Origin of the sequence: Corynebacterium sp. H127 (assembly GCF_037482665.1) — a bacterium.
In the GTDB taxonomy this organism is placed as follows: domain Bacteria; phylum Actinomycetota; class Actinomycetes; order Mycobacteriales; family Mycobacteriaceae; genus Corynebacterium.
Genome location: NZ_JBBHKY010000003.1, coordinates 137,751 through 163,619, shown reverse-complemented (window position 1 = coordinate 163,619; position 25,869 = coordinate 137,751). Strand labels below are relative to the sequence as shown.

The window sequence follows — 25,869 nt, the reverse complement described above, 5'->3', positions numbered from 1 at the left end:
CATGGTAAACCAAACGAAGAAGCAGCAGCTGGCCGAGCTGGTGAAAGAATTGGCCATCGTACATGGCAAGGTGACGCTATCCTCCGGGAAGGAAGCGGATTACTACGTTGACCTGCGCCGTGCCACGCTGCACGCTCAGGCCTCACGGCTTATCGGTGAACTGCTGCGTGAGCTCACCTCCGATTGGGATTACGTCGCGGTCGGTGGTCTTACCTTGGGCGCGGACCCAGTAGCAACCTCAGTCATGCACGCCGCGGGCCGTGAGATCCATGCCTTTGTGGTGCGTAAGGAAGCTAAGAAGCACGGCATGCAGCGGCGCATTGAGGGCTTTGATGTGGTTGGTCAGAAAGTACTCGTGGTGGAAGACACCACCACTACCGGCAACTCCCCGTTGACCGCGGTAGCTGCCTTGCGAGAGGCCGGTGCGGAGGTCGTGGGCGTGGCCACCGTCGTGGATCGCAACACCGGCGCGGGCGACGTTATCGCAGCCGAGGGCCTGGAATACCGCTACCTTTTGGGTTTGGCTGACCTTGGACTCTGAACAAGTTAAAGGGCCCACCGAGTGGTTTGAATCTCGCGTTGGTGTTGGGCCCTGGGAGGGTGAATGGCCAAGCGATTCCAAGTTTGATCCTGAGCTGCTTGCGCAGGGCGATAAGCGGAATGTTGTGGACCAGTATCGCTATTGGACGCGCGAGGCAATCGTCGCTGACATCGATACACGGCGACACCCGCTCCACATCGCCATTGAGAATTTCGAGCACGATGCCAATATCGGCACTGTGGTGCGCACGGCAAATGCCTTTGCGGTGGATACCGTGCACATCGTGGGAAAGAAGCGGTGGAATCGGCGTGGAGCGATGGTCACGGACCGCTATCAGCACCTAATGCACCACGCAACAGTGGACGAGCTCATTAGTTGGGCGCGCGCGCAGGAGCTGACCATCGTGGCGATCGATAACACCCCGGGGTCAATCCCGCTAGAAACAGCGAGCCTGCCGCACAAATGCCTGTTACTGTTTGGTCAGGAAGGGCCGGGGGTCACGCAAGCGGCGCGCGAAGGAGCGCTCATGACGTGCTCCATCGCGCAATTCGGTTCCACCCGATCTATTAACGCAGGTGTTGCTGCCGGGATCGCCATGCACGCATGGATCCGGCAACATGCATCTCTTGAGAACGCTTGGTGAGGAGTCAGCCAATGGAAGAAAAATGGTCCCATAGGGCGGATCTCGCCGAGTCGGCGATCACCGACCGGCACGCGCGGAAACTGTGGGGGATCCCGAAAACAAATCTCGCTGTCATTAGCTGGCCAGCAACTACCAAAGACGAGTTGTTCCTGCGCTGGCACTACTGGTGGCAGGCTCACTACCTGGACTGCCAGATTGATGCCGCCCTGCGGCGCCCGACGAAGAAGCGTAAGAAGCGCATCCGGGAAACGATGCGGGGAATCCGCTTGCGCAATATTCGCAACCTGACTGTCAATCGCTACTATGACGACAAGTCGTGGCTCGCCCTTGCCGCGGGCCGTTGGCAGCGGGCGTCGAAAAGCAAGAACCTGCGTTCCCTCGAGAACAATATCGCGGCAGGCATTGACACCTTGACCGGAGTGCTGCCGTGGCGGACTAATGAGACTTTCTACAACGTGCCCACTAATGGCCCCGCGGCCATTATGTTCGCGCGGATCGGGAAAATTGCCAAGGCGCGCGTACTTACCGACTGGGTTTTTGACAACCTCATCGACGAAAAAGGCTTGGTCATGGACGGTATCCGTATGCGGATGCACGGTCCAGAGGTAGTCCGCTATATCCACCCGTACTGCCAGGGTGTCATGATGGGTGCCTGCCTGGAGATCGCCGAGGGGATCCTCGCACACGAGGGAATCAAGGATCTTGCGACGCTTGATGACGCCGAACGTGCCCACGACGCCTACGCCTACATTGCCCGTGTCCGCGAACTTGTTTCCGCGGTAGAAACCCATCTGGCCACCCCAGAAGGCGTGATCAATTGCGAAACTTTCGGCGGCGACGGTGGACTGTTCAAGGGAATCTTGGCGCGCTACCTTGCCGACGTAGCAGTACGCCTCCCCGGGGACTCCCAGGCCACCCGGGAGACAAAGCGGAAAGCCGCACGACTGGTGAGCGCCTCTGCGCTTTCGGTATGGAACCACCGGCTGGAAATCGATGGCCTTCCGGTATTTCCATCAGACTGGACGCGGGATGCCCAGGTTCCGAAGAGCAGCGCCTACTCAGGTTCCGTCAGCGGCGCTGTGCTGGGTTCTGCGGTGCCGGAACGAGACCTTTCTGTACAGCTTTCGGGATGGATGCTGCTAGAAGCAGCCGCTAAGGTGACCGCTGTAGAAAAATAGGTGTGGGAGCGATACCTCCAAATGCGTGGACCACAGCACGGCGCCGGTTTTACGGGCATAATCGGAAAGTAGGTAATTTTTCCAACCAACCTGGAGGTCCCAGACTATGCCTATTGCAACTCCCGAGGTCTACAACGAGATGCTCGATCGCGCTAAAAAGGGTGGCTTTGCCTACCCAGCGATCAACTGCACGTCTTCTGAAACCATCAATGCAGCCCTGAAGGGTTTTGCGGAGGCAGAGTCTGACGGCATCATCCAGTTCTCTACCGGTGGCGCAGAGTTCGGCTCCGGTCTTGCCGTAAAGAACAAAGTCGCCGGTGCAGTTGCACTCGCAGCTTTCGCACACGAGGCTGCGAAGAACTACGGCATCAACGTTGCGCTGCACACCGACCACTGCCAGAAGGAAGTCCTCGACGAGTACGTCCGCCCACTGATGGCGATCTCCCAGGAGCGCGTCGACCGTGGCGAGCTGCCACTGTTCCAGTCCCACATGTGGGACGGTTCTGCCGTGCCAATCGACGAGAACCTAGAGATCGCCCAGGAGCTGCTGGCAAAGGCTAAGGCCGCCAACATCATCCTTGAGGTTGAGATCGGCGTTGTCGGTGGCGAAGAAGACGGCGTTGAAGCTAAGGCTGGCGCTAACCTGTACACCTCCGCTGAAGACTTTGAGAAGACCATCGATGCCATCGGCACCGGCGAAAAGGGACGCTACCTGCTGGCCGCTACCTTTGGCAACGTCCACGGCGTGTACAAGCCAGGCAACGTCAAGCTCCGCCCAGAGGTGCTGCTGGAAGGCCAGCAGGTCGCCCGCAAGAAGCTGGGCCTCGGCGACGACGCGCTGCCTTTCGACTTCGTATTCCACGGTGGCTCCGGCTCCGAGAAGGAAAAGATCGAAGAGGCACTGCGCTATGGTGTCATCAAGATGAACGTCGATACTGATACCCAGTACGCTTTCACCCGCCCAATCGCTGCGCACATGTTCTCCAACTTTGACGGTGTGCTCAAGATCGACGGCGAAGTTGGCAACAAGAAGGCCTACGACCCACGCTCCTACCTGAAGAAGGCTGAGCAGAGCATGGCTGAGCGCATTATCGAGGCTTGCCAGGACCTGCACTCCGTAGGAACCTCGGTTTCCAAGTAAGCTAAGCTGCAACAAAAGTGTGCCCCGGGATTTTTCCCGGGGCACACTTCTTTAGGCAGTGCCGGTCCAGCGACTGCACGCTGGTGTGGCCAGTTAAGGGCGCACCACCTGTAGGTCGCGGAGATGGCGGTAAAACGTCGCACGCTCGACAGGGCGTTTGCGGGATTCGCCGTCGATAAGCACGCGCAGGTTGCGTCCGCCCGCCTGCAGCGCACGACCTGTTGCCAGGCTGCGGAGGTCGTATTCGCTGCGAATCCGAGCACGCTGCCGCACCTTCTTCACAGCCGCTATGCCGGGTGCATCGGTGGTGGGGACGAGCCGGACCCCGAAGTTGTCGCTCTGCTGTTGCGTGTGCAGCAGAACATGGTCATCAACGATGACCTCCCCGGTAACCTCGCCGCCATCCCAGTCGACGATGGCCGCGGATCCTGCCACCGCAATGCCGGCATCATCGCGGATGAGCGGAGCGGGCTGGACCTCGCCCTCAAGCGCAAAGTCCAAACCCGGGAGCTTCCAATTCTCGGCGGCAATGGACGGCCCAGTCGGGGCGAAAGCGACCTCAATCCACATGTCGTCTTGGCGCATCAGGCGAGTGAGCACTGCGGACAGTGCGGCGTCGTTGCCGCGCACCACCAAGCGCACGCTTGTCGACGGCCGCTGCGGCGCCAACTGCGGAGCGCCCAAGGGCTTCACATCGGGTTGTTGCTGAATCTCCGCGAGTGAGGGCGTCGGATCGCTCTCCAGTGCGCTCCGAGCGATTGGTTCAAGGAAGCGCAGATCTCGCTGGGAAGGAATGGTGGGCAACTCGATAGTGTCCACGCGTGTCCGGTGCGGCGGTGCCTGGCCACACTGCAGGATGATTCGTCGCATAGCCAACAATTTTACTTTGTGGCTCGCAAAGTACGCAGCTGAGGGCATAAAAGTGCGGTCAACGGGGGAACAACAGCGGGCGGTGGGAGAAGGCGTATAAGCTGGGCAAGCGTGAGAAGCAAGCAGAAAGCCGCAACGGCGTTAACGATCGGCCGCCTTCGTGAAGGTTTTGAGCGAGTGCGCACCTCGTGGCTGTACATAGTGCAGCTGGGGCTCGCGGCTGGCCTTTCCTACTGGATCGGCGTGCACCTCATTGGACACCCACAACCGTTCTTCGCCCCGATGGCTACGATCATCGTGCTGTCCGCTACCGGTGGTGACCGCATGCGACGAGCCTTTGAACTCGTCTTAGGCGTCGGCATTGGCGTCGGGTTGGGGGACTTGTTGATCAACTATTTTGGTGCCGGGGTGTGGCAAATTGCGGTCGGGGTAGTGATCTCAGTGACTGCGGTGATGTTCGTTGATAAAGGCGTGTTGGCCGCGAATCAGGCCGCTTTCGCTTCGGTCCTCATCGCAACCATTCTTCCTCCTGGAACTTCGGGTGGCATGGACCGCATGGTCGATGCGTTTATCGGCGGGGTAGTGGGCATCGTGGTCATGGCCTTGCTTCCCCAATCGCCACTGAAGGGCGGTAGGCGCGAGATCGCCCGCATTTTGGGCTTGACGTCTGCGGTCCTGGCGGACGTCGCCGATGCGATGGATCATGGTGATTCGAAGCAGCTCGCCGCGGCGCTGCAAAAGGCGCGCGGCACCCAAGGCGCGATCAACAACATGATCAACACCGCCAACTCCAGTAGGGAAGTAGTGAATGCCTCACCGCTGATGTGGAAACGTCGCCGCGAGCTGCGTTCCATCCTCCGGGTGCTCAACCCGGTGGATAACGCGATGCGCAATACCCGGGTGTTGGCGCGGCGTGCGGTGGTGCTTCTCGACGACCAAGAACCCCTCTCGCAGGGGCAGATGGAACTGATTCATGAGCTTGCCGAAATTTCCCACGACCTGTCAGAGGTGTTTTGGTACCGGACTGATGCGTCCATGGCTCCGGAGCTGCCACAGTTAGCGAACAGGCTGCGCAAGTTGGCGGCACAGGCCGCACCAGATTTGGCTGATCCGGACGCGTTCTCCACCCTGATGATTCTGGGGCAAACGCGTTCCTTGATCGTGGATTTGCTCCAGGTATGTGGGCTGTCTCGTCGCTCTGCAGTGGCGGCACTCGTGCCTACTTCATCACATCCGGGCTTCCCGCCCGAGGTCATCGAGGACCTGTAACTCAGTGTCCTGAGCTGCTATGAAGTAGCCCCGGAGTTGGAAAACAGTTTTCACCCACTGGTGTCGGCGCAACTCAGGTCATGGCCCGCATGAATTTGGAGATCCTTCACAGCATGTAGAATTAGTTAACGTCTTATGCGCCCCTAGATGTGGGACGCTACTCGAGTTGATCGGAAGTGACGTTAACTATGGCTGCAATCGTGATTGTCGGCGCCCAATGGGGCGATGAAGGCAAGGGCAAAGCCACGGATATCCTTGGCGGCCTCGTCGATTATGTTGTGAAGCCAAACGGTGGTAACAACGCAGGTCACACCGTTGTTGTCGGCGGTGAAAAGTATGAGCTCAAGCTCCTGCCAGCTGGTGTGTTGAGTGAAAATGCTACCCCAGTACTGGGCAATGGCGTCGTGATCAACCTGGAAGCGCTTTTTGAAGAAATGGATGGCCTCATCGCACGTGGCTGCGATGCTGGCCGGTTGCGTATTTCCGCAAACGCACACGTGGTAGCGCCATACCACCAGGTCCTCGACCGAGTCCAAGAACGCTTCCTGGGCAAACGCGCAATCGGCACAACAGGCCGTGGCATCGGTCCAACCTACGCAGACAAAGTGGCTCGCGTGGGCATCCGCATCCAGGACATCTTTGATGAGTCCATTCTGCGGCAAAAGGTGGAATCTGCACTGGACGTTAAGAACCAGATGCTGGTGAAGATGTACAACCGCAAGTCCATCGTCGCAGAGGAAATCGTGCAGTACTTCCTCAGCTACCAAGAGCGCCTACGTCCGATGATCATTGAGGCGGAGCTTGAACTCAACAAGGCCCTCGACGCTGGCAAGAATGTCCTCATGGAGGGCGGCCAAGCCACAATGCTGGACGTTGACCACGGGACTTACCCATTCGTGACGTCTTCCAACCCGACGGCAGGTGGCGCCTGTGTCGGTTCCGGCATCGGGCCAACTCGCATCACGCACTCGCTGGGCATCATCAAGGCCTACACCACCCGCGTTGGTGCCGGTCCGTTCCCGACCGAACTCTTTGACAAGTGGGGCGAATACCTGCAGACCACAGGCGGTGAGATCGGCGTTAACACCGGCCGAAAGCGTCGTTGTGGCTGGTACGACTCCGTCATCGCCCGCTACTCCTCTCGCGTCAACGGGTTCACGGATCTGTTCCTGACCAAACTGGACGTGCTCACCGGTATCGGCGAGATCCCTATCTGCGTCGCTTATGACGTCGACGGCAAGCGATTCGACGAGATGCCGGTGACGCAATCCGACTTCCACCATGCACAACCGATCTTTGAGACGATGCCAGCGTGGGACGAAGACATCACCGACTGCAAGACTTTCGCGGATTTGCCGCAGAAGGCGCAGGATTATGTCCTGCGCTTGGAGGAGCTCTCCGGCTGCCGCATCTCCTACATCGGTGTCGGCCCAGGTCGCGACCAGACAATCGTGCGGCATGACGTGATGGCCGACTAGTTCCCCAGACGATTGCACTACAGCACGTTTAGAAGGCAGCTCCCGCGATATGAATCGTGGGAGCTGTTTTCTTGTTTCAATGCTGCCGCGAATAGCCCATTGCGCAGGCCACTGAGTTAGCACGGCATGGTGACCAGATAGGATTGATTTAGCACTTAGGTGGAGCTGATTTTAGGTGTGCTGGACATCTTCGAGATAAGTCGACAATAGTCCCTGACCAGCAAACACTGAGAGATCACCGTGTTTTCCACGATCAATCGGGCGAATGCTACTGCCGGTTGGTTGCCAGATCGATGCTGGCTGGGCCCAAACGGCCTGCGGGTGTCACGCAGCCAGCAACTTCAAGGGAGCTATGTACAAATTCAAACGGTGGCGCGTGCTTCTTGACGCGATGGTGCTTTTACTAGTGGTATTCAACTGGGTAGTAGTCTTGGCTTTCCCTCCCAAGGAAAACATTCATACTTTTAATGGCGAGCCAATTCAGATCGTGGTGATCTGCACAAACCTCTTCATTCTTGGCGCTGCGCTCTTCGCAAGCACCAAGCAGCTGTCCTGGCGAAACATTGGCCTACTGGCAGCATTCATTCTGCTGGACGTGGGGATGGGTAAAACCTTCTGGCACACCGGCATTCCGCTGTACCTCGACACCATCGGTTGCATCGCGGCAGCTTTGCTCTTGGGTACTCGCTTCGGGGTTGCGTGCTCGGCATCCTACTATTTGATTTTGGCACTATGGGATCCTGGCATGCTGCTCTTCGCCCCGCTCAATATGGTGGTTGCCATTATTGCGGGCAAATCTCACGAGTTGGGCGGCATGGCTAACCTCGTTCCGGTACTTATCAACGGCCTGTTCACGGGACTGCTCACTTCGCTACTCGCAGCACCGCTCAACATCACCCTCTTAGGGCCGATTATTAGGCAGGGGCAGCCGAGCACTGCGCAGTTACTAAATGAGATCCGCTACACCACCATCGGCTTTCAGGACGGCTTCGGTTTCAGCGACCCACTGGATAAGACCCTCACGTTCCTCATTGCCTATATTCTTGTCGTGTGGTTGCCACAGGCGTGGCTTAAGCACCACAGAAACGCTGGTGTGGTCTTAACCTGAAGCTAAAACCCGCGGTGCACAACTGGCCCGTCCGCACCTTCGGGGGCTTATACTTTTCCCATGTACACTCCGGAAAAAATCGGCACCCCACTGTCCCCAAACGCCACCCGAGTCATGCTGCTTGGCTCCGGCGAACTCGGCAAAGAAGTAACCATCGCGCTACAGCGACTAGGCGTTGAAGTTCATGCCGTGGACCGCTACGCCAATGCTCCTGCGCACCAGGTGGCGCATTCTTCATACGTGATCGATATGACCTCTGTTCAAGCCGTGGAGGAGCTGATCGAACAGGTCAAGCCTGACTTTGTGGTTCCGGAGATCGAAGCCATTGCCACCGAGGCCCTCGCCGCTGTGGAAGAAGCTGGCACTGCCACAGTGATCCCCACTGCGCGGGCCACCCAGCTGACCATGAACCGAGAAGGCATTCGCTGCCTGGCAGCCGAGGAACTTGGCTTGCCAACGTCCAAGTACGAATTTGCGTCTACTTTCGAAGAGTTCTCAGCAGCTGTTGAGCGCATCGGCTATCCCTGCGTAATCAAGCCAGTGATGAGTTCTTCCGGAAAAGGACAGTCGGTGGTGCATTCCGCCGAAGATATTCAAGGCTCTTGGGAATATGCGATGTCCGGTGGCCGAGTGGACTCGGGTCGCGTCATCATCGAGTCCTTTGTGAAGTTCGATTATGAGATCACTCTGCTTACCGTTCGGTCAATTGACCCGGCTACTGGCAAGGATGCCACCTGGTTCTGTGAGCCCATCGGCCACCGGCAGGTGGACGGCGACTACGTGGAGTCGTGGCAGCCGATGCCGATGTCTGAGGTAGCCCTAGAGAACGCTCGTTCAGTAGCGGCTCGGATCACCGGTGCCCTGGGCGGCCGCGGCGTGTTCGGGGTGGAGCTCTTCATCGATGGTGATGATGTCTATTTCTCCGAGGTTTCACCTCGACCACACGATACTGGCCTGGTAACGCTGGCCTCGCAGCGCTTCTCCGAGTTTGAACTGCATGCACGCGCTATCCTCGGCTTGCCTGTTGATGTCACTCTCACCTCGCCGGGCGCATCCGCCGTCATTTATGGTTCCTCTGAGGGGCCGGTGCAGTACTCGGGCGTGGCCGAGGCCCTAGCCGTGCCGGAAGCTGACCTGAGGCTCTTCGGTAAGCCACTCGCGGGTAGCAAACGCCGAATGGGTGTGGCAGTTGCTACTGGAGAATCCGTCGAGGCTGCGCGGGATCGCGCCACCACGGCCGCTCAAGCGGTTACCGTGGCAGAGCACTAGCCTCGAAACTGGCCCGTAGCATCGACATTGCGGGCCTGTTGTACCACCAGATCTACGCCGTAGCTCTGGACTCGCTCGCGAAGCTGCGGCACATGGCGCTCGATCGTGGAGCCTCGCCACACGGTGGTGCGTACTTGGAGATCCACCCCGGCAGCTTGCAGCCGTGACAGTGTTTCCCAACACCCCTCCGCCGCACGTGGCGCTATGCCTAGTTCTTCCTGGCAGTCCTCCGGCAACCCCTTGACATCGAGCCCGACCCAATCCGGGGTGGTGGCCGAAGACTCGAGCAACGCTTTCATCGCCGAGGGGCGGTACCCGCAAGTATGTAACCCAACGGGAAAACCAGCGGCGTGGACTGCAGAAATTGCCTCTCCTAGCCCCGCGTGCATGGTGGGCTCCCCGCCGGAAATGACCAGGGCGTCGATAAGCCCGCGTCGCTTTTCCAGCAGCGGCAGAACCGATTCGAAGGGCTGCCCGCCGCCGACGGTTTGAAGCGCAGGGTTGTGGCAATAAGGGCATGCCAGCGGGCAGCCCTGAGTGAATGCCGTGACCGTGAGATGGCCGGGCCAGTCCGTGGCGGAGAAGGGGATAACTCCAGCCAGGGGCAGGCTAATGGAAGTAGACCCGCTCACGGAATTCGCCCTTCTTGCCGGTGTTGAAGCTGGCCACCGGCCGGAAATAACCCATTACGCGCGTCCAGACCTCGGTCTCGCGACCGCAGTGGCATTCCGGCACCTCACCGGCGAGATAGCCGTGGGAAGGACAGATGGAATAAGTCGGAGTGATCGTGATGTACGGCAGACGGAAGCGAGACAAGGCACGCCGAACCAGCAATGCGGCTTCGTCACCGGTTGTGAGCGCTGCGCCCATGTAGAGGTGCAGCACTGTACCGCCGGTGTATTGGGTCTGCAGTTCCTCCTGTAGCTCGAGTGCCTCAAAGGGGTCAGGCGTATGTGCGACAGGCAGCTGCGTTGAGTTGGTGTAATAAGGCTGGTCCGGGGTGCCGGCCTGGATAATGTCAGGATAAAGCTGCTGGTCAACGCGAGCAAAACGGTAAGTAGTGCCCTCCGCAGGCGTGGCCTCTAGGTTATACAGATGTCCGGTGGCCTCCTGCGCCGCGACGAGCAGATCATTAATGTGCTGCAGAAGTCGAAGTGCCAGTTCCGGATTGGACGCGACGGTTTCGCCATTGAAGTTTCGGATCATCTCGTTGACACCATTGACGCCAATGGTGGAGAAGTGATTATCCAAGGTCGGCAGCCAGCGGGCGGTGTAGGGGTATAGGCCCGCATCCAGCAGGTTCGCCACCGTAGCGCGTCGGCGCTCCAGCGTATCGACGCCGATAGCCACCAGACGGGAGACCTCGCTCAGCAACTCTTCTTCGCTTTCGCAGCGGTAGCCCAGTCGCGCGCAATTCAGCGTGACTACTCCGATGGAGCCGGTGTGCTCAGCGCTGCCAAACAGCCCATTGCCGCGCTTGAGGAGCTCACGCAGGTCTAGCTGCAGGCGACAGCACATCGAGCGGATCATGCCAGGATCCAACTCAGAGTTGACGAAGTTCTGGAAGTAAGGCAGGCCGTACTTAGCGGTCATTTCGAAGAGCGCTGCTGCGTTTTCCGAATCCCAGTCGAAGTCCTTAGTGATGTTGTACGTAGGGATCGGGAAGGTGAATGGACGACCATCGGCATCACCTTCGGAGAGAACCTCGATGAAGGCGCGGTTGATCAGGTCCATCTCGGCATGGAGGTCCCCGTAGGTGAAGTCGCACACGGTATCGCCGATCAACGGGTGCTCGGTGCGCAGATCCTCTGGGCAGGTCCAGTCGAGGGTGACATTGGTGAACGGGGTCTGGGTTCCCCAGCGTGAAGGCACATTGAGGTTATAGACAAACTCCTGGAAACACTGCTTGATCTGGTCATAGTTGAGGTTGTCTACCCGTACATAGGGTGCCAGATACGTGTCTACGGAGGAGAATGCCTGGGCACCGGCCCATTCATTTTGGAGCGTGCCCAGGAAGTTCACCATTTGGCCCAGAGCGCTCGATAAGTGCTCTGGTGGGCGGGAGGAAATCGCGCCGGGAACACCGCCGAAGCCCTCGGTAAGTAGTTGTCGGAGAGACCAGCCGGCGCAGTATCCGCCGAGCATGTCCAGGTCATGAATGTGGATGTCGCCCTCGCGATGCGCGATGGCTGCTTCCTCGCTGAAGATGTTATCGAGCCAGTAGTTGGCGATCATCTTGCCGGAAGCGTTGAGGATGAGCCCACCGAGCGAGTAGTCCTGGTTGGCGTTCGCATTGACGCGCCAGTCTTCGCGCGACAGGTATTCATTGATGGTATGGGTGGGGTCGATTAGAGTCACGCTCACTACCATAAGGCCGAATTACAACGGTGTAAGCGTGAGATTTATCCCGGGAACTTTTTGTCTCACCTGAGCGACGGCGGTAGTTTCCGCAGCTAGACGCGCTCGCTACCTTCGCGAAGCCGCATCGGAGTATGAGGAATCCCATCCCAATCGAATTCGGGACCAGAGGGCTGGAACCCGAAAGCCGCATAATAATCCACGAGTGGGGACTGCGCGGTGAGCGAGGCCGGCCCCTCACACAGTTCGAGACACGTCTGCATGATCTGTGTGGCCAATCCTGAGCCCCGGTAGGGCGGTGCTACGCAAAGCCGACCGATGTGCCAGGTGTGTCCTTCCGCGTCAGGAAAAACACGTGCAGCGCCGGCCAGCGATGGGCCGTCGAAAGCTAGGACATGCCGAGTTGAAGCCAGTGCGTCGACCTCATCAATTTCTTCGTAGGCGCATTGTTGCTCTACGACGAAAATGTCAACGCGCAGCTTAAACAGCTGAAAGCACTGATAGGGAGTTAATTCAGCGAGGGGGGACGTCAGCACACTAGTGCAACTTCATCATTGGGGTCAGAGTGATGTCTGCGAAGGGGTATTCCTCGGCGATCTTGCGGAAGCCGAACTTTTCGTACCAGCGCACCAGGGGAGTACGTGCGTCGAGGACCAAGTTCTTTTCTGGGAAGGTTTCGTCGGCGTAGTTAATGGTGTACTCCATCAGATTCTTAGCCAGACCCGTACCGCGTTCTGATTCTGCGACGCAGACACGTCCCAAGCGCATGACATCTTGGCCTTCTACAGCATCTTCATACACCCGAATGTTGCCGAGGAGCTCCTCTTTATTCTGAGATGACCACACCAGGATGTGCTTAGTGGAGGGCAGGACATCAATTTCATCGACCTCTTTGTAAGCCGTGTTTTGCTCGTGTACAAAAATGCCCACGCGCAGCTTATAGATTTCATGAACCTCAAGCGCGCTGAGGTCTTTGAGCTGCGAAACTTGCATGTGGTAATCCATGCGCGCGAGTCTAATTGTGAAAAACCGTGCCTCGCCACGAAAATTACAAAAAGCCGGCGAAAACCACAGGGCCGAAGCTGAAAATGTGGTTATCGCCGGCAAAATAGCAGATCGACGGGGCTATTGATTCCCGCGCGCGTGCTTTAACATTTCGTCCCATTCGACGATCTTTTTGCGCTCGCGTCCTTCGGATTCGCCTAGTGCCTTCTCGGCGGCATCTAGTTGGTACCAACCGTCCCAGGTGGTGTACGCGACTCCGCGCTTATCCAGGAACTCCGTGACTGCGTCCAGAGATGGCGAGGAAGGTGCGGTCAGAGTGCCGGCAGCGTAGTCAGCCAGGAGCATGTCGGTGGTTTCCTTGGCATCGGATTTGGTGTTGCCGATGAGACCAACTGGGCCACGTTTGATCCAGCCGGTGGCGTACAGGCCAGGAACGATCTCCCCGGCGTGGGTAATGACATGGCCACCGTCGTTACGGATGACGTTGCGGCTGGCGTCGAAAGGCACTTCCGGCATCTCGTCGGACTTGTAGCCCACGGCGCGGTAAACGGATTGGACCGGCCACTCGGTGAAGGTACCGGTTCCGGTGACCCCGCCGTTGCCGTCGAGCTGCATGCGCTCAGTCTTGAGTCCGGTGACCTTGCCGTCCGCGCCGATGATCTCCACTGGGGACTCGAAGAAGTGAATGTACAGCTTGTGCGGCGCGCCCTTTGGTTCGCGCATCGCATAACCTTCAAGCGTCTGGCACACCAGGTCTACGGACTTCGAATCGCGACGGGCCTGCTCTGAGGCGGCATCGTAGTCAATGTCTTCTGGGTCGACGATTACCTCGATGTTCGGGGAGTGATCCAGTTCCTTCAGTTCCAGCGGGGTGAACTTGGCCTGCGCTGGGCCGCGGCGTCCGAAGACGTGCACTTCCGTGGCCTGGTTGGACTTCAAGGTCTCATAGACGTTGTCGGGGATCTCCGTGACGTGGAGTTCATCGGCAGTCTTTGCCAGGATGCGTGCGACATCCAAACCAACATTGCCTACGCCAATCACGGCGGTGGATGTAGCCGAGAGGTCCCAGGTGCGTTTGAAGTTGGGGTTGCCGTCATAGAAACCGACGAAGTCAGCAGCGCCGTAGGAGCCCTCGAGGTCGATGCCCGGGATTTCGAGGTCACGGTCGAGCGTAGCGCCAGTGGAGAAGACGATCGCGTCATAGAACTCGCGGAGTTCTTCAACGGTGATGTCTTTGCCGATTTCAATGTTGCCCAGCAGGCGAAGTTCATCACGGTCGAGAACGCGGTGGAGGGAATTCACGATGCCCTTGATGCGAGGATGATCGGGTGCGACACCGTAGCGGATCAAGCCGAATGGTGCCGGCATGCGCTCATACAGATCGATCAATACCTCTTGGCCCGACTTCATCAAGATGTCGGAAGCGTAGATGCCGGCAGGGCCGGCGCCGATTACAGCAACGCGAAGCGGTCGAGACATAGGTGGATAGCGTCCTTAAAAATAGAGTTCAGTTAGTGCATTTAGTCTACGGCAGCAGCTGCGGGGACCCAATCTCCCGCGCGAAAATTCCATCAATAAAAGGCGCGAATGTGTCGAAACGCAACACCTGAAGTAGAATCGCGTTGAGAATCACACCTATTACCTAAATGTGCCATTTAACAAAGTTTGCAGAAAGGACTCACGTGACTAAATCGGTCCTCCTAACGTCCGTCGGTAGGACGCTTGACGGCTTCGATATCGATGCCCTCGCTCACGCCTACAACCTGAAGGTTCGCCCGCTTATCGACGGCGTCGCCGAGCTTTCCGAAGTGCTGGCGTCCCGCCCCTTGACTGAAGGACCCGTCCTTCTTCTCGGTACCGGCTCCATTGACTACGATGCTAAGGCTGCCGCCGCATTGGGAGTCGGAATGATCATCCTCGCCGACGAGCGCACCCCGCGCGCCGACCTCTCCGTGACACACGCCGAGGACCTTGGCGCCACCGTTCTTGGTGTCTTCAGCGAAGGCCAAGAACTACCGGCAATTGACCAAGATGTAGAACCAGTCATGAGCGCCGAGGTATTCGAGGCGTGGCTGCTGGAACGCGCCAAGAACGCCAACTCTCATGTCGTGCTCCCAGAGGGCGACGATGACCGCATCCTCCAAGCAGCTCACGCCCTGCTGGTCGATGACACCGTGCGCCTGACCATCCTCGGCGATCCAGCTGCCATCAACAGCCGCGCCGCCGAACTCGGCTTGGACCTGTCCAAGGCTTCGTTGGTCGATCACCTCACCACGCCACTAGCCGAGGAATTCGCCGCTGACTTCCACGAGCTGCGCAAGCACAAGGGCGTCACGGAAGAACAAGCTCGCGAAACGATGCGGGACATTTCCTACTTCGCCACGATGATGGTGCAAAAGGGCCTTGCTGACGGCATGGTCTCCGGTGCTAACCACACCACTGCACACACGATCAAGCCTTCCTTCCAGATCATCAAGACTGTGCCAGAGGCCTCTGTGGTCTCTTCCATCTTCCTTATGGTCATGCGCGGACGCCTGTGGGCTTTCGGCGACTGTGCCGTGAACCCGAACCCAACTGCGGATCAGCTCGGCGAAATCGCCGTTGTTTCCGCGCGCACCGCGGCGCAGTTCGGCATTGAGCCACGCGTGGCCATGCTGTCCTACTCCACCGGTACCTCCGGCTCTGGCCCTGACGTAGACCGCGCCACTGCGGCCGTCGCAAAGGCTCATGAGTTGGATTCAGAACTCACTGTCGACGGTCCGCTGCAGTTCGACTCCGCTGTCGACCCATCCGTCGCCGCTAAGAAGATGCCGGATTCCGCTGTCGCTGGCAAGGCAAATGTGTTCATCTTCCCAGACCTTGAGGCCGGCAACATTGGCTACAAGACTGCGCAGCGCACCGGGCACGCACTTGCAGTGGGCCCGATTCTGCAGGGACTGAACAAGCCTGTGAACGACCTTTCCCGCGGGGCGACCGTCGCGGACATCATCAATACCGTTGCTATCACCGCCATTCAGGCTGGAGGAAAATAAGTTGACCCTCGCTCTCGTTCTCAACTCAGGTTCCTCTTCCCTGAAGTTCCAGATCCTGGACCCATCTGCAGACGCTACTGCTGAGCCCTTCGCATCTGGCTTGGTGGAACAGGTCGGCGAGCCCGTAGGCCGCATCACCGTCAAGCATGGCGGGGAAAAGTGGGTTGAGGAACTTCCGATTCCTGATCATGGCGTTGGCCTAAACCGAGTTTTTGAGCTCCTTGACCAGCACGGAATCGGTCCAGCTAACGTGGAGATTTCCGCAGTTGGCCACCGTGTTGTACACGGCGGATTGCTGTTCTCGCAGCCTGCAGTCATCACTGATGAGATCCTCGGCATGGTTCGTGATCTCGTTCCGCTCGCGCCGCTACACAACCCCGCCAACATTGTTGGTATCGAGGTTGCTCGCAAACTGCTGCCAAACATTCCGCACATCGCGGTGTTTGACACTGGCTTCTTCCACTCATTGCCACCAGCTGCAGCGCTCTACGCCATCAACGCAGACGTTGCTGGCAAGCAGGGTATTCGTCGCTATGGCTTCCACGGGACCAGTCACGAGTACGTCTCTCAGCAGGTGCCAGCTCTGATCGGTCGCGATCCAGAGCACACCCATCAGATCGTTTGCCACCTCGGTAACGGTGCGTCGATTTCCGCAGTACACAACGGTCGCGCAGTTGATACCTCGATGGGTATGACGCCGCTCGCCGGCATCGTGATGGGTACCCGCTCTGGCGACATCGACCCCGGCATCGTATTCCACCTCCTGCGTAACGGAATGTCCGTGGATGAGGTCGATGAGCTGCTGAATAAGAAGTCCGGTGTTAAGGGCATTTCCGGTGTGAACGATTTCCGTGAACTGCGCCAGATGATCGACGATGAAGATCCTGACGCCTGGCTTGCTTACAACGTCTACATCCACAACCTGCGGAAGTACATCGGCTCCTACATGATCGCCCTCGGGCGTGTCGACGCCATCACCTTCACCGCTGGTGTTGGCGAAAACGACAACTTCGTGCGCGCAGATGCTCTCGCAGACTTGGAGATGTACGGCATCGAAATTGACCCAGAGCTCAACAAGGTCCGTTCCTCCGAACCACGCATCATCTCTAAGCCAGAATCCAAGGTCAAGGTGTGCGTCGTACCGACGAACGAAGAGCTTGCGATTGCTCAGTACGCGGTAGCGCTGGCAGGCGCAAACTAACTCTTAATCTGAGACAGGCCGACGATTACGACGGCCTTCAGGCAAGAACCTAAGGACGGCCCAGGCACAATCGCCTGGGCCGTCCTTAGGTTTATAGCGTGTCGGAAGTGCGCTAGAACCAGGTTGTCGGTCGCACCGCGTTTGCCATATCGACGAGAGTGTAGCGGTGTCGCGCAAAGGGGGCAGAACGCGCCAGCAAACGAAGGGTTTCCTCTAGTCCAGTGCGCAGGCCCGTTTGGGTGAACGGGTAATCAAAGAGGTCGTTGTGGCTCGCGGCCTCCGTCAAGTTATTCGTGCGCAGCCACGATAAACCTGCATTGAGGACCGCGACCCGGATCTGGAGCAGGCGTGGCTCATTGGTCGGGATCTCCTCGAGCCTGCGGGCGGCGCGGCGGATGCGGGACTCGGATAGCTCTATTGAGATGAGCAGCAAAATTGTGGTCAGTCGCGCCATGCGGTGGTGGCGAGAGTTCTGGGGCACTCGGTCCAGGGCCGTGATCGCGAGCTCAGGCTGTTTTTCCGCCATGAGCTGGCGGGCCATGCCGAAAGCAGAAGAGACGGTGGTGGGGTTGGTAGCCCAGACGAGCCGATAGAGCCGCAGCGAATGGAAACGCAGCGACATCGGATCGGAGGTGATGTGGGACCAAGTGTTTTCCAGGTTGCTGAGGAAGGTCAAGTCCAAATCAGCCATAGAAGAGCCAAGTTCTGCGGTGGATCGAGCCACCTCCGGGGTGAGTAGCGCCGTCGACTCGAGGCCAGCCTGCTGGAGCAAAAGCTCATCCACCGCTGCCAAGGCCAGCTTTGGCGCGGCTTCACCTGGGAGGATAGAAAGAACCTGGTTGAAGTGGGTTTGGGCGACAGCAAAGTCGTCGAGAAGCAGGGCAGTCACGCCGGAATGCCACTGGAAGCGCCAGTCGCGACGCATGCTCGGGGCTAGCGTCTGCAGCCAGTTACGTGCTTCAGAGACGAAGCCGAGGTCTAGCAGCGCGCGGACGATGCCGAGGGGAATCTCGGCAGATTCTGCGTACTCGGGTGAAGTCATTGCTTGCCGCAAGGTCTCCAAAGCTTCCAAAGGCTCGGCGTATGAGGAACCCGAGAGCATGGGGGCACCAATATCGGTGCGATCGATGAGCGGGGTGGGGAGCGCCGCGACCACTTCTGGGGAGGTGATGCGGACAGTGCGTTCAATGCCATCGATCAGTTGGTCGGTACGGAACACCAAATGCTTGGTGCCGAAGGTGGTGCGCTGTGGCGAGAACAGCGAGTGCTGGGCGGGAAACTGTTTGCCATCGCGGACGGCGAGGATTTCGCGGAGCACACCATAGAGTTGGGTGCGCAGCTCGTGGATGTCACGAAACCGCATAGTGGGGTCTTCATGCGTGGCGCGGAGCAGCAGGCGATACAGCGAGAGGTGACGGCGGAACAGTGGTTCCTCGAACGGAGTTGGCAGATCCTCGGCAAAGTAGCCGTCCACCACCGGGAGGCGGCACACCAAGGCAGCTAGCGTGCGGCCCACAGTATAAATGTCGGAGGCCACAGACGGCCCCGAAGTGGATACCTCGGGAGCCTGGTAGCCCTTTGTACCGTAGATGTAGCCGAAGGCACCGATTCCAGACACCGCGCCCAGATCGATAAGCTTCACCTGATCCTCAGTGACGATGATGTTGTCAGGTTTGAGGTCGTTGTACACCACGCCGCGGGAGTGAAGGTATTCCAGCGCGGGCAGGACCTCAAGGATGTAGGCGATAGCGATATCGACGGGGAGGACATTACCGGGCAGCTCGCGCCGACGATCGAGCAGCGATGGGCCACCAACGTACTCCATGACGATGAAGCCGCCAGGCACGCGGGGGTCATCGATGAAGTTGTAAATCTTGACGATCTCGGGGTGCGTGATGTCCGCCAGGAACTCTCGTTCCGCCTCCGCTGTGCCGTGGTCACGTGGGTTGCCGCCGGGGATCATGCCCTTGAGGACCACCCAACGACCAGAGACATTGCGGTCATTGGCAATGTAGATCCAGCCCATGCCACCGTGCGCGATTACGCCGAGAACCTCGTACTGGCTAGCCACGATATCGCCGGGCTTGAGCGTCGGAGGTTTGACGCGCGGATCCGGTTCAATGATCGCCTCAGTTGGATTCTTGATCTTCACGAACGGCAACTGCACCATGCCATCGGCTACGACACGACCAGCACGGGTGGTGCCACGGCGCTCGCGGAACGTGGATAGCGCTTGGCGTCGGCTACGGGAATTCACATCTTCTGCCGGTGGCGGCACAGACATCCCCGCGACGGACAATACTGCAGCGGTATTGAGCTCTACGTCCTCGTCTTCATCATCTGCAAAGGGATCGAAAGGGACTGCGGAAGTTTGCGGTGCTGACTGTGCAGAGGTGTGTTGCGTGGCGTCGCGAAGCTGGCCGAGGTCGTCGATAAGCACCTGCATGTCAAGCTCGGCGTCGTCCTCAGCGAAGGGATCGTACGCCACCGCTTCAGTACGAGTCTCGGGGGGCATCTCGTGTTCACTCATGGCTGTCTTTCTCATCGCGGTAGATCAGGGGCGGCGGGCCCTTAATGAATTGATAGACGGCGAGCCAACGGTTGTACATCTCCCACCATGTGCCATCACCCACGATTCGCTCGATAGTCGAGTTGACTTGGCGGATCAGGCCCTCAGTATTCTGCCGGGTGTTCGGTTTGGCCATAGCAACGCCGTAGTTTTCCAGACTCAAGGACGTACCGACAATTCGCAGATAGGGGTCCTGCGCCGCCATGCCGGCCAAGGTGGTGTCGTGGCCCACGATGGCATCAACATTACCTTGTTGCAGGAGAACCAGGCAGTCCGCCCAGGCGCTGGTCGACATGATGTTCGCGGCTGGATTATTCTGCCGAATCAGTTGGATAGCGGTGGAATCCTTCAGCGCACATGCGGTGCGTCCACCCAGGTCCTGTATCGAGCCAATGCCGGAAGACTCCAACACCAGCATGCGGGTGCCGGTCGAGAGATAAGGAACAGAGAAAAACACCTGCTCCTGTGCTGCTCGGGTGATCGAGATCGAGCGCAAAATGAGATCCACCTGGCCGGATTCCAGCGATTTTACGCTCTCACTTTGATCCACATAACGGAAGTCAATGTTGTCAGGGTTGCCAAAGATGTCTTTGGCTATTTCCCGCGCCAGTTCTACTTCGAAGCCACGTAGTTCGCCCGTGACAGGATCCCGGAAGCTCAGCAGGTTTTGCGACTGATCCACGCCTACGATCAGTCGTCCGCGACCCACGATCCCAGGGACGCGCTCTTCCGGCTTCTTATCGTCCGGTTTCAAACTGCCCAGTAGGTTGTCAAACATTGGTTGCTCGGCGGGCACCGCGCCCGCTCCCTCAAACTGTGAACCTGCGGGCAGTACGGGATTGAATGTTGGTTGCGGGGCCGGTCCGGTGGCTTCCGGTGCCGCAGAGCAGGAAGCCAAGGTGAGACTTGCCAACAACGGCAGCAGCATGCGTTTCGACGTCATTAGAGGTACTCCTGCAGTCGCGGGCGAATACCCAACCAGATTGCTGCAACGGATGCAATGGACAACACCAATACCAATGTAGACACCCATCGGGTGGCCATGAGTCCGCTGTCCAGGTAACTGCGCAAACTCAGGCGCGCATCATTCATCAATCGCGCCAAACCCGAGTCGACAGCGTCGAATGATGCGGCAGTGGTGCCATCGGAGTTCGGCCCGTTAGATTCGTGGCTATGAAATGCGATGCCAATGGCATCGTTGTAGGCGCCATTATCTAACGCTCTTCGCAGCTTTTGGTGTGTTGCCTCCCAGTCATTTAGAGCATTGATGATGTCCTCTGCGTCCTTCGAGTTGGCCTCTCGGCTGGCCAAATCGGATTGCTGGTATTCCTGCATCGCGTTGCGGACGCTGCCCATGACCATGCCGAAGTCTTCGATGGATTCGGCAGAGGTCTCGCGTCGGACGAGCGCCATGGTTTCGGCGGTGCGTGCCTGTTGCGCTAGGACACGCGCGTTGGTGAGCGCGCCGAGCGGTGCGGCAGCCTCGTTGTATCCCTTGGCACCGGAATACCAGGTCATGCCGTTGGCGGCGGCTACCCACAACAGTGCCGTCAGCATGAATGCGGTCGCGGTGAGGAACCCTTTGTTCAAGCGGCGGCGGGTGTGGTTAGCCAGCCAACGCTGGGAAATAGTGAGCAGCACAAGAGCGGCTACCAGGCCCGAGATCGGGATCCACTGTGGTTGGGCCAGCTCGCGTTGTTGGTGATTTACCTTGCTATTGGAGATGTCCAGCAGCTCACTGGCTGCCGGAAGTATGGAGGAACGCATCAAAGACGAGGCTTCGGACATGTACGCCACGCCAACCGGATTGCCGAGACGGTTGTTTGTCCGAGCTGTTTCCACCAAAGCCGTGTAGGAGGGCAACTGCGTCTGAATCTGAGTGATCAACTCGAGTTCTCGCGTGGGGCCCTGTTCAAGTCCGGCTGCGGTTTGGGTGGCTGCGGCAGCGGAGCGCTGAATCGCGCGTTGGTAGCGATCGCGGGTGGAAGGCAGCTCCACGCCAGCCTGCACGAATCCAGTAGTTGCGATGGTGTCCGCCAGCGACAATGAAGTGAAGAGGTCTTGAGCCGTCGCGGATCGTGGTTCAGAGTTGTTGACCAGCGTTCCTAGTTCTGATTGGCGGCTTTCCGTCGAACGCGACATTGAAATGCCAGCGGCAAGCAACGCGACAGTTAAAACTAACGTAATCAGAGTCATCATGCCGATGGTGGTGTTGGCAAACGTCCGAATCCGCCGGGACCACAGCGCTGGCAGACTGATGGAGTCTTTGAGACGAGTGGAAATCGTACGGGAGTACTCGGCAGCGCCGTGGACATCCAGCCAACGGTCCTCGGAGCCCGTGGCGGAAAGCCGAGACTGAGGAGCGTGCGACGCTGGTTGAGGCTGCTCTCGCGATGTAGACGTGCTTGCTGACGTCGATCGCTCGGAGGCCTCGCGAAGCACGACGGTCACCGGCTCGCGGCGCTGCTGCACATCAGTCATAGTTGCAGGATAGTTCTTTCTGTTCGTCGCAGGGTTAGAAACAGGTGTCCAAAGTAATATCGCTTGCTGATGCCGTTTCGTTTCAATGCCTTTCTGCGCCTTTCTGCACGGATTAGTGGCTATGCTGGGTGAGTATGAAAGGCGATGGTGATGGCTGGTCTGCGGGGCCCGGAGGTTCGCGCCGCTGGGGGAAATTCGGTGCGGCAGGTCTATTTCTAGTTTCCACGACTACTCGTACGGTGCTGATGCAGCATCGAGCACATTGGACGGCAGATGGCGGTACCTGGGGGATACCGGGTGGTGCCCGTGACTCTCATGAAACTGCTGCCGAGGCCGCGATGCGCGAGGCCGTCGAGGAAACCGGTATCTCCACTGCGTCTATTGCGGTGATCAAGGAGCTCACTACTGACGGCCCTTTTGCAGAAGATCCGCAACGCCCTGAGCTTTCTCATGGCTGGACCTATGCCACAGTGGTGGCCATGACCCCGACCGAGCTGCCGGTGGTGTCCAATGAGGAATCCTTGGAGCTGCGCTGGGTGCCACTGGGCGCACTGCAAGAGTTAAACTTGCTACCTGCATTTCAACTGGCGTTACCGGAGATCTTGGCAGCAGTACCAGCACCCTAAGATCACAATTGATGCACAGCGTGCTGCTCGGGATGCAAATTGTGTAACACTGGTGGACATGATTGAAGTAACCAACTTGAGCAAGCACTACGGAAAGGTGCGAGCTGTTGATGACCTCACATTCGCGGTGAAGCCCGGTGTTGTTACCGGTTTTCTCGGTCCGAATGGTGCGGGAAAATCAACTACCATGCGCATGATCGTGGGCCTGGATCGGCCCACTGAGGGCATCGCACTGATCGACGGTAAGCATTATAAGGATTTGAAGAATCCCCTGCGTGAGGTTGGTACGCTGCTTGACGCCAAGGCGGTGCATCCTAACCGCAGCGCCGCGAAGCATCTCAAGTGGATTGCGCAGTCAAATGGCATTCCATCCTCCCGTGTCGACGAAGTGCTGGGACTGGTTGGTCTTTCTGAAGTGGCGGGTAAGTCAGCTGGTGGTTTTTCGCTCGGTATGGGGCAGCGCTTGGGTCTCGCTACCGCGCTGATCGGCGATCCGGGGGTGCTGATCTTAGACGAGCCGGTCAATGGTCTTGATCCAGAGGGTATTCGCTGGGTGCGCAGCTTCCTTAAATCCCTTGCGGCGGAGGGACGCAGCGTATTGGTGAGTTCTCATATGCTGTCGGAAATGGCTCTCACTGCGGATGACCTGGTGGTGATCGGTCAGGGCAGGTTGATAGCAGAAACCACAACCTATGACTTTGTGAAGAATTCCTCCAAAACACACGTGTTGGTGCGTAGTGAAAATATGCAGGAGTTCGAGGCGGTGTTGGGCGAAGAACAGATCGTCTATGCCAAGGAGACCGATGAGGAAGGTCGCCCAGTGTTGGTTATCGACGATCAAACGACCGACTATATTGGCGCCCTGGCGTATTCCACCGGCATCCTGTTGCAGCAACTCTCGGAGCGTAAGGCTTCGTTGGAGGATGCTTTCATCACCATGACGGGCGATTCCGTCCAGTACCGTACCGATAAGGCGGGGGAGTAGCCCATGTTTTTCAATACCCTACGTGCAGAGTTCACCAAGCTGCTGAGTGTTCGATCCTTCTGGGGCAACACGGTATTTTATGTGCTGATGACGGTGGGCTTCGGCGCATTGTCTGCCTTCCTATTTAGCGCCTTCTCTAACGAGCAGGGTGGTCCGATGCTGATGGATGCCAAAACTGTGGCCCAAAGTATGAACATGGGCGGCGGGCTCGTCTTGGCGATCATGTCCGTCATCATGGTGACGAATGAATACGCCCAAAAGTATATTTCTGTGACGTTTCAGGCGGTCCCTAATCGGCTGATTGTGGCGCTGGCTAAGTACGTCGCGATGTCGATCGTCGCAATCGTGTTTTCTGTACTCGCTTTCGCTATTGGTGTGCCAATCGTCCGACTGATCGTGGGGGCGGAGCTGGGGCCTGAGCTCACTCTCACTCATGAGAAAATGCTGCCTTACCTGTGGAAAACGCCGATCTATGCGATGATGTTCATCCTGTTGGCGCAGGGGATGGCGTGGCTGCTGCGCTCGGCAACTGCAGTGATTGTCATCATCCTGGGCTGGTTCATGGCATTGGAGCCTATGGTCTTACCACTGCTGCCAAAGTGGGGCCAAAAAGTCGCCCCTTATGGACCGTTCAAGAACCTCAGTGCGTTCTACTACGGTGAGAGCATTCCAGAGGTGCCGTGGGATCGTCTTGGTTCTATGGCCTGCTACGGTTCCCTGGCCTACTTCGCAGCCTGGGCGCTGGTCATTTATATCGCTGGCATTGTGCTGTTGCTGCGGCGCGATGCTTAGCGACGCCTGCGGGCGCCGAACTCGGTTAGCGCAGGGCGTCTGCTGCAATGAATAAGGCCGGCACGAGCGTGTAGCTGGCAATGATAGCCAAGAGTGCGAGGGCGGGGGCTTTCGCACTCTGTGCGGCGCTGAATTCCGAGAGGGATATGATCGCGCTACCCACGGGGCGAACCAAAAAGACGGTGGCTACCCCAGTGGCGTTGAAAAGTACGTGGATCAGGGCGGCCTGCATTGCCACGGCGCTGAAATCTCCGCTCAAGGCGAATACGGATAGCACTGCGGTGAGCGTGGTGCCCAGGTTTGCGCCCAAGATGATGGAAAAGGCGGAGCGTAACGAGATACTGCGGGTACCTGCGATGGGCACCACCGAACACACTGTCGCAGAAGAAGAGTGCGTCATTAAGGTGAGGCCGAGGCCAACCAAAAAGTTCTTGATACTGATCACGTTGTTTTCTCGGCGCGCGGAGTTTTCCAACATGATTCTTGAGCTGGCAGCCATGATGTCTGAAAACAAGATGGTGGTCAGTTGGACCGCCAGAGTAATAGCCAAGATGCCGAGCAGAATGCACGCAGTCGCCGCCAACGCCGGAGTTGCTAGGCGGCCGATGAGGCCTTCCACACCAATGGCGCGAACGATGGGGCGTACTACTTGAGCCACTAAGCCGGTGGTGGGTATCGGGGCGTCAGGGGATCCTAACAGGGCATCAGTCAACCAGGCCGACACGCGTGTTAGTGGATGGAAAAGCAACTCGATGAAGAAGAAGGCGAATATTGAGAAGAAGTTAAACCACCAGTGGGTCATTGCTGCCGCAATAGCCGGGGTGAAGTTTTGTTTCCTGCGGAACAATCCGAAGGAGACGAGTTGCGCGGTGAAGCAGGTGCCCAGGTTCGCGCCCATGATGAGCATGACCGCTAGATCCAAGGGCACTAAACCGGAGCCGACGGCCGCGACTGTCACCGTGGTGACGATGGTGGAGGATTGCACGATGAAGGTGGACAGCACCCCGATGAGTACCGCTAGTAGCGGATTGGTAGCACGGGCAACTAGGTCGGACATCACCGATATGCCGAGTGCCTGTACACCATCAGTCACCAAATTGATGGCAATGATCAGAGCGAAGATGCAACAGGCCACCCCGAACCAGCGCACCATGCGTCCGAATCCGGAAATGAGAAGCTCGTCTTCTTCATGGGGGATGAGCCGTGGATTGATGTAGTGCACCGTGCCCGGCAGGTGGAGTTTTTGAACGACTGCAGGAAGCTGTGTCGCCACCGCAACCTCCATTTACGTTCGTCACCTTTTGTTCATTCTCAGGTTACCTG

The 25,869-nt window shown here is 58.2% G+C and carries 23 protein-coding genes; 13 read left to right on the top strand and 10 right to left on the bottom strand.

Annotation, left to right across the window (positions count from 1 at the left end; genetic code table 11):
• The first annotated feature begins 1 nt into the window (after position 1).
• The 4 genes from pyrE to fbaA all read left to right on the top strand — a co-directional run bounded on the left by pyrE (position 2) and on the right by fbaA (position 3,503).
• Positions 2-541: an orotate phosphoribosyltransferase gene (gene pyrE, locus WG936_RS04770; RefSeq protein WP_339572230.1), complete on the top strand. Its 540-nt coding sequence runs from the start codon at positions 2-4 to the stop codon at positions 539-541.
• Complete coding sequence (locus tag WG936_RS04765; protein WP_445227932.1) at positions 531-1,184, top strand: TrmH family RNA methyltransferase; 654 nt, start codon at positions 531-533, stop codon at positions 1,182-1,184. Before pyrE ends, WG936_RS04765 begins: the two co-directional genes overlap by 11 nt.
• Before the next feature lie 11 nt (positions 1,185-1,195).
• Positions 1,196-2,362 (top strand): glycoside hydrolase family 76 protein, encoded by a 1,167-nt coding sequence (locus WG936_RS04760; RefSeq protein WP_339564034.1) that lies wholly within the window; start codon positions 1,196-1,198, stop codon positions 2,360-2,362.
• A gap of 106 nt (positions 2,363-2,468) precedes the next feature.
• Positions 2,469-3,503 carry a class II fructose-bisphosphate aldolase gene (gene fbaA, locus WG936_RS04755; RefSeq protein WP_339564033.1) on the top strand — a complete coding sequence of 345 codons (1,035 nt, stop codon included), beginning with the start codon at positions 2,469-2,471 and terminating at the stop codon, positions 3,501-3,503.
• A 93-nt stretch (positions 3,504-3,596) separates the two neighbouring features.
• Here fbaA and WG936_RS04750 read toward each other — a convergent pair whose 3' ends face one another.
• Entirely contained in the window at positions 3,597-4,373 is a 777-nt protein-coding gene (locus tag WG936_RS04750; RefSeq protein WP_339564032.1) for a hypothetical protein, read from the bottom strand.
• Positions 4,374-4,520: 147 nt separating this feature from the next.
• On the opposite strand from WG936_RS04750, the gene WG936_RS04745 reads away from it, so the two are divergent.
• From WG936_RS04745 to purT, 4 genes are all read left to right on the top strand, one after another.
• Positions 4,521-5,642 carry an FUSC family protein gene (locus WG936_RS04745; RefSeq protein ID WP_339564212.1) on the top strand — a complete coding sequence of 374 codons (1,122 nt, stop codon included), beginning with the start codon at positions 4,521-4,523 and terminating at the stop codon, positions 5,640-5,642.
• A 188-nt stretch (positions 5,643-5,830) separates the two neighbouring features.
• Positions 5,831-7,120: an adenylosuccinate synthase gene (locus WG936_RS04740; protein ID WP_339564031.1), complete on the top strand. Its 1,290-nt coding sequence runs from the start codon at positions 5,831-5,833 to the stop codon at positions 7,118-7,120.
• A gap of 352 nt (positions 7,121-7,472) precedes the next feature.
• Complete coding sequence (locus WG936_RS04735; protein ID WP_339572229.1) at positions 7,473-8,228, top strand: hypothetical protein; 756 nt, start codon at positions 7,473-7,475, stop codon at positions 8,226-8,228.
• A gap of 60 nt (positions 8,229-8,288) precedes the next feature.
• Positions 8,289-9,497, top strand: coding sequence for a formate-dependent phosphoribosylglycinamide formyltransferase (gene purT / locus WG936_RS04730; protein ID WP_339564029.1), 1,209 nt, complete (start codon positions 8,289-8,291; stop codon positions 9,495-9,497).
• Here the strand turns inward: purT and WG936_RS04725 are convergent.
• The 5 genes from WG936_RS04725 to WG936_RS04705 all read right to left on the bottom strand — a co-directional run bounded on the left by WG936_RS04725 (position 9,494) and on the right by WG936_RS04705 (position 14,339).
• Entirely contained in the window at positions 9,494-10,129 is a 636-nt protein-coding gene (locus WG936_RS04725) for an anaerobic ribonucleoside-triphosphate reductase activating protein (protein ID WP_339564028.1), read from the bottom strand. The two genes, purT and WG936_RS04725, sit on opposite strands and share 4 nt — an antisense overlap.
• A complete protein-coding gene (locus tag WG936_RS04720; protein ID WP_445227931.1) occupies positions 10,107-11,855 on the bottom strand; it encodes a ribonucleoside triphosphate reductase in 1,749 nt (582 codons plus the stop codon). Before WG936_RS04720 ends, WG936_RS04725 begins: the two co-directional genes overlap by 23 nt.
• Before the next feature lie 95 nt (positions 11,856-11,950).
• Complete coding sequence (locus tag WG936_RS04715; protein WP_339572227.1) at positions 11,951-12,391, bottom strand: GNAT family N-acetyltransferase; 441 nt, start codon at positions 12,389-12,391, stop codon at positions 11,951-11,953.
• 1 nt (position 12,392) lies between these two features.
• Positions 12,393-12,860, bottom strand: a complete 468-nt coding sequence (locus tag WG936_RS04710) for a GNAT family N-acetyltransferase (RefSeq protein WP_339564025.1) — start codon at positions 12,858-12,860, stop codon at positions 12,393-12,395.
• Between the two features lie 120 nt (positions 12,861-12,980).
• Positions 12,981-14,339, bottom strand: a complete 1,359-nt coding sequence (locus tag WG936_RS04705) for an FAD-dependent oxidoreductase (RefSeq protein ID WP_339572226.1) — start codon at positions 14,337-14,339, stop codon at positions 12,981-12,983.
• A 203-nt stretch (positions 14,340-14,542) separates the two neighbouring features.
• Here WG936_RS04705 and pta point away from each other — a divergent pair, with 203 nt between their 5' ends.
• Both pta and WG936_RS04695 read left to right on the top strand, forming a co-directional pair.
• The gene (gene pta, locus WG936_RS04700; protein WP_445227930.1) at positions 14,543-15,892 is read left to right on the top strand and encodes a phosphate acetyltransferase; all 1,350 of its coding nucleotides are present in this window, start codon (positions 14,543-14,545) and stop codon (positions 15,890-15,892) included.
• A gap of 1 nt (position 15,893) precedes the next feature.
• On the top strand, positions 15,894-17,093 hold the full coding sequence (locus tag WG936_RS04695) for an acetate kinase (RefSeq protein WP_339564022.1): 1,200 nt from the start codon (positions 15,894-15,896) through the stop codon (positions 17,091-17,093).
• Between the two features lie 112 nt (positions 17,094-17,205).
• On the opposite strand, the gene WG936_RS04690 is transcribed toward WG936_RS04695, so the two are convergent.
• Genes WG936_RS04690 through WG936_RS04680 form a run of 3 tightly spaced genes read right to left on the bottom strand, consistent with a single transcriptional unit; the run spans position 17,206 to position 22,143 of the window.
• Positions 17,206-19,623, bottom strand: coding sequence for a serine/threonine protein kinase (locus tag WG936_RS04690; RefSeq protein WP_339572224.1), 2,418 nt, complete (start codon positions 19,621-19,623; stop codon positions 17,206-17,208).
• A complete protein-coding gene (locus WG936_RS04685; RefSeq protein ID WP_339572223.1) occupies positions 19,616-20,605 on the bottom strand; it encodes a glutamate ABC transporter substrate-binding protein in 990 nt (329 codons plus the stop codon). Before WG936_RS04685 ends, WG936_RS04690 begins: the two co-directional genes overlap by 8 nt.
• Positions 20,605-22,143 carry a hypothetical protein gene (locus WG936_RS04680; RefSeq protein WP_339564019.1) on the bottom strand — a complete coding sequence of 513 codons (1,539 nt, stop codon included), beginning with the start codon at positions 22,141-22,143 and terminating at the stop codon, positions 20,605-20,607. The genes WG936_RS04685 and WG936_RS04680 overlap by 1 nt, the downstream gene beginning before the upstream one ends.
• 134 nt (positions 22,144-22,277) lie before the next feature.
• Here WG936_RS04680 and WG936_RS04675 point away from each other — a divergent pair, with 134 nt between their 5' ends.
• From WG936_RS04675 to WG936_RS04665, 3 genes are read left to right on the top strand one after another with little or no spacing between them, the layout of a single operon-like run.
• Positions 22,278-22,769, top strand: coding sequence for an NUDIX hydrolase (locus WG936_RS04675; protein ID WP_339564018.1), 492 nt, complete (start codon positions 22,278-22,280; stop codon positions 22,767-22,769).
• A gap of 58 nt (positions 22,770-22,827) precedes the next feature.
• Entirely contained in the window at positions 22,828-23,754 is a 927-nt protein-coding gene (locus tag WG936_RS04670; RefSeq protein WP_339572222.1) for an ABC transporter ATP-binding protein, read from the top strand.
• Between the two features lie 3 nt (positions 23,755-23,757).
• Positions 23,758-24,546, top strand: a complete 789-nt coding sequence (locus tag WG936_RS04665) for a hypothetical protein (protein ID WP_339572221.1) — start codon at positions 23,758-23,760, stop codon at positions 24,544-24,546.
• A gap of 25 nt (positions 24,547-24,571) precedes the next feature.
• Here the strand turns inward: WG936_RS04665 and WG936_RS04660 are convergent, their stop codons facing one another.
• Entirely contained in the window at positions 24,572-25,819 is a 1,248-nt protein-coding gene (locus WG936_RS04660; RefSeq protein ID WP_339572220.1) for a Na/Pi symporter, read from the bottom strand.
• Positions 25,820-25,869: the final 50 nt, after the last annotated feature.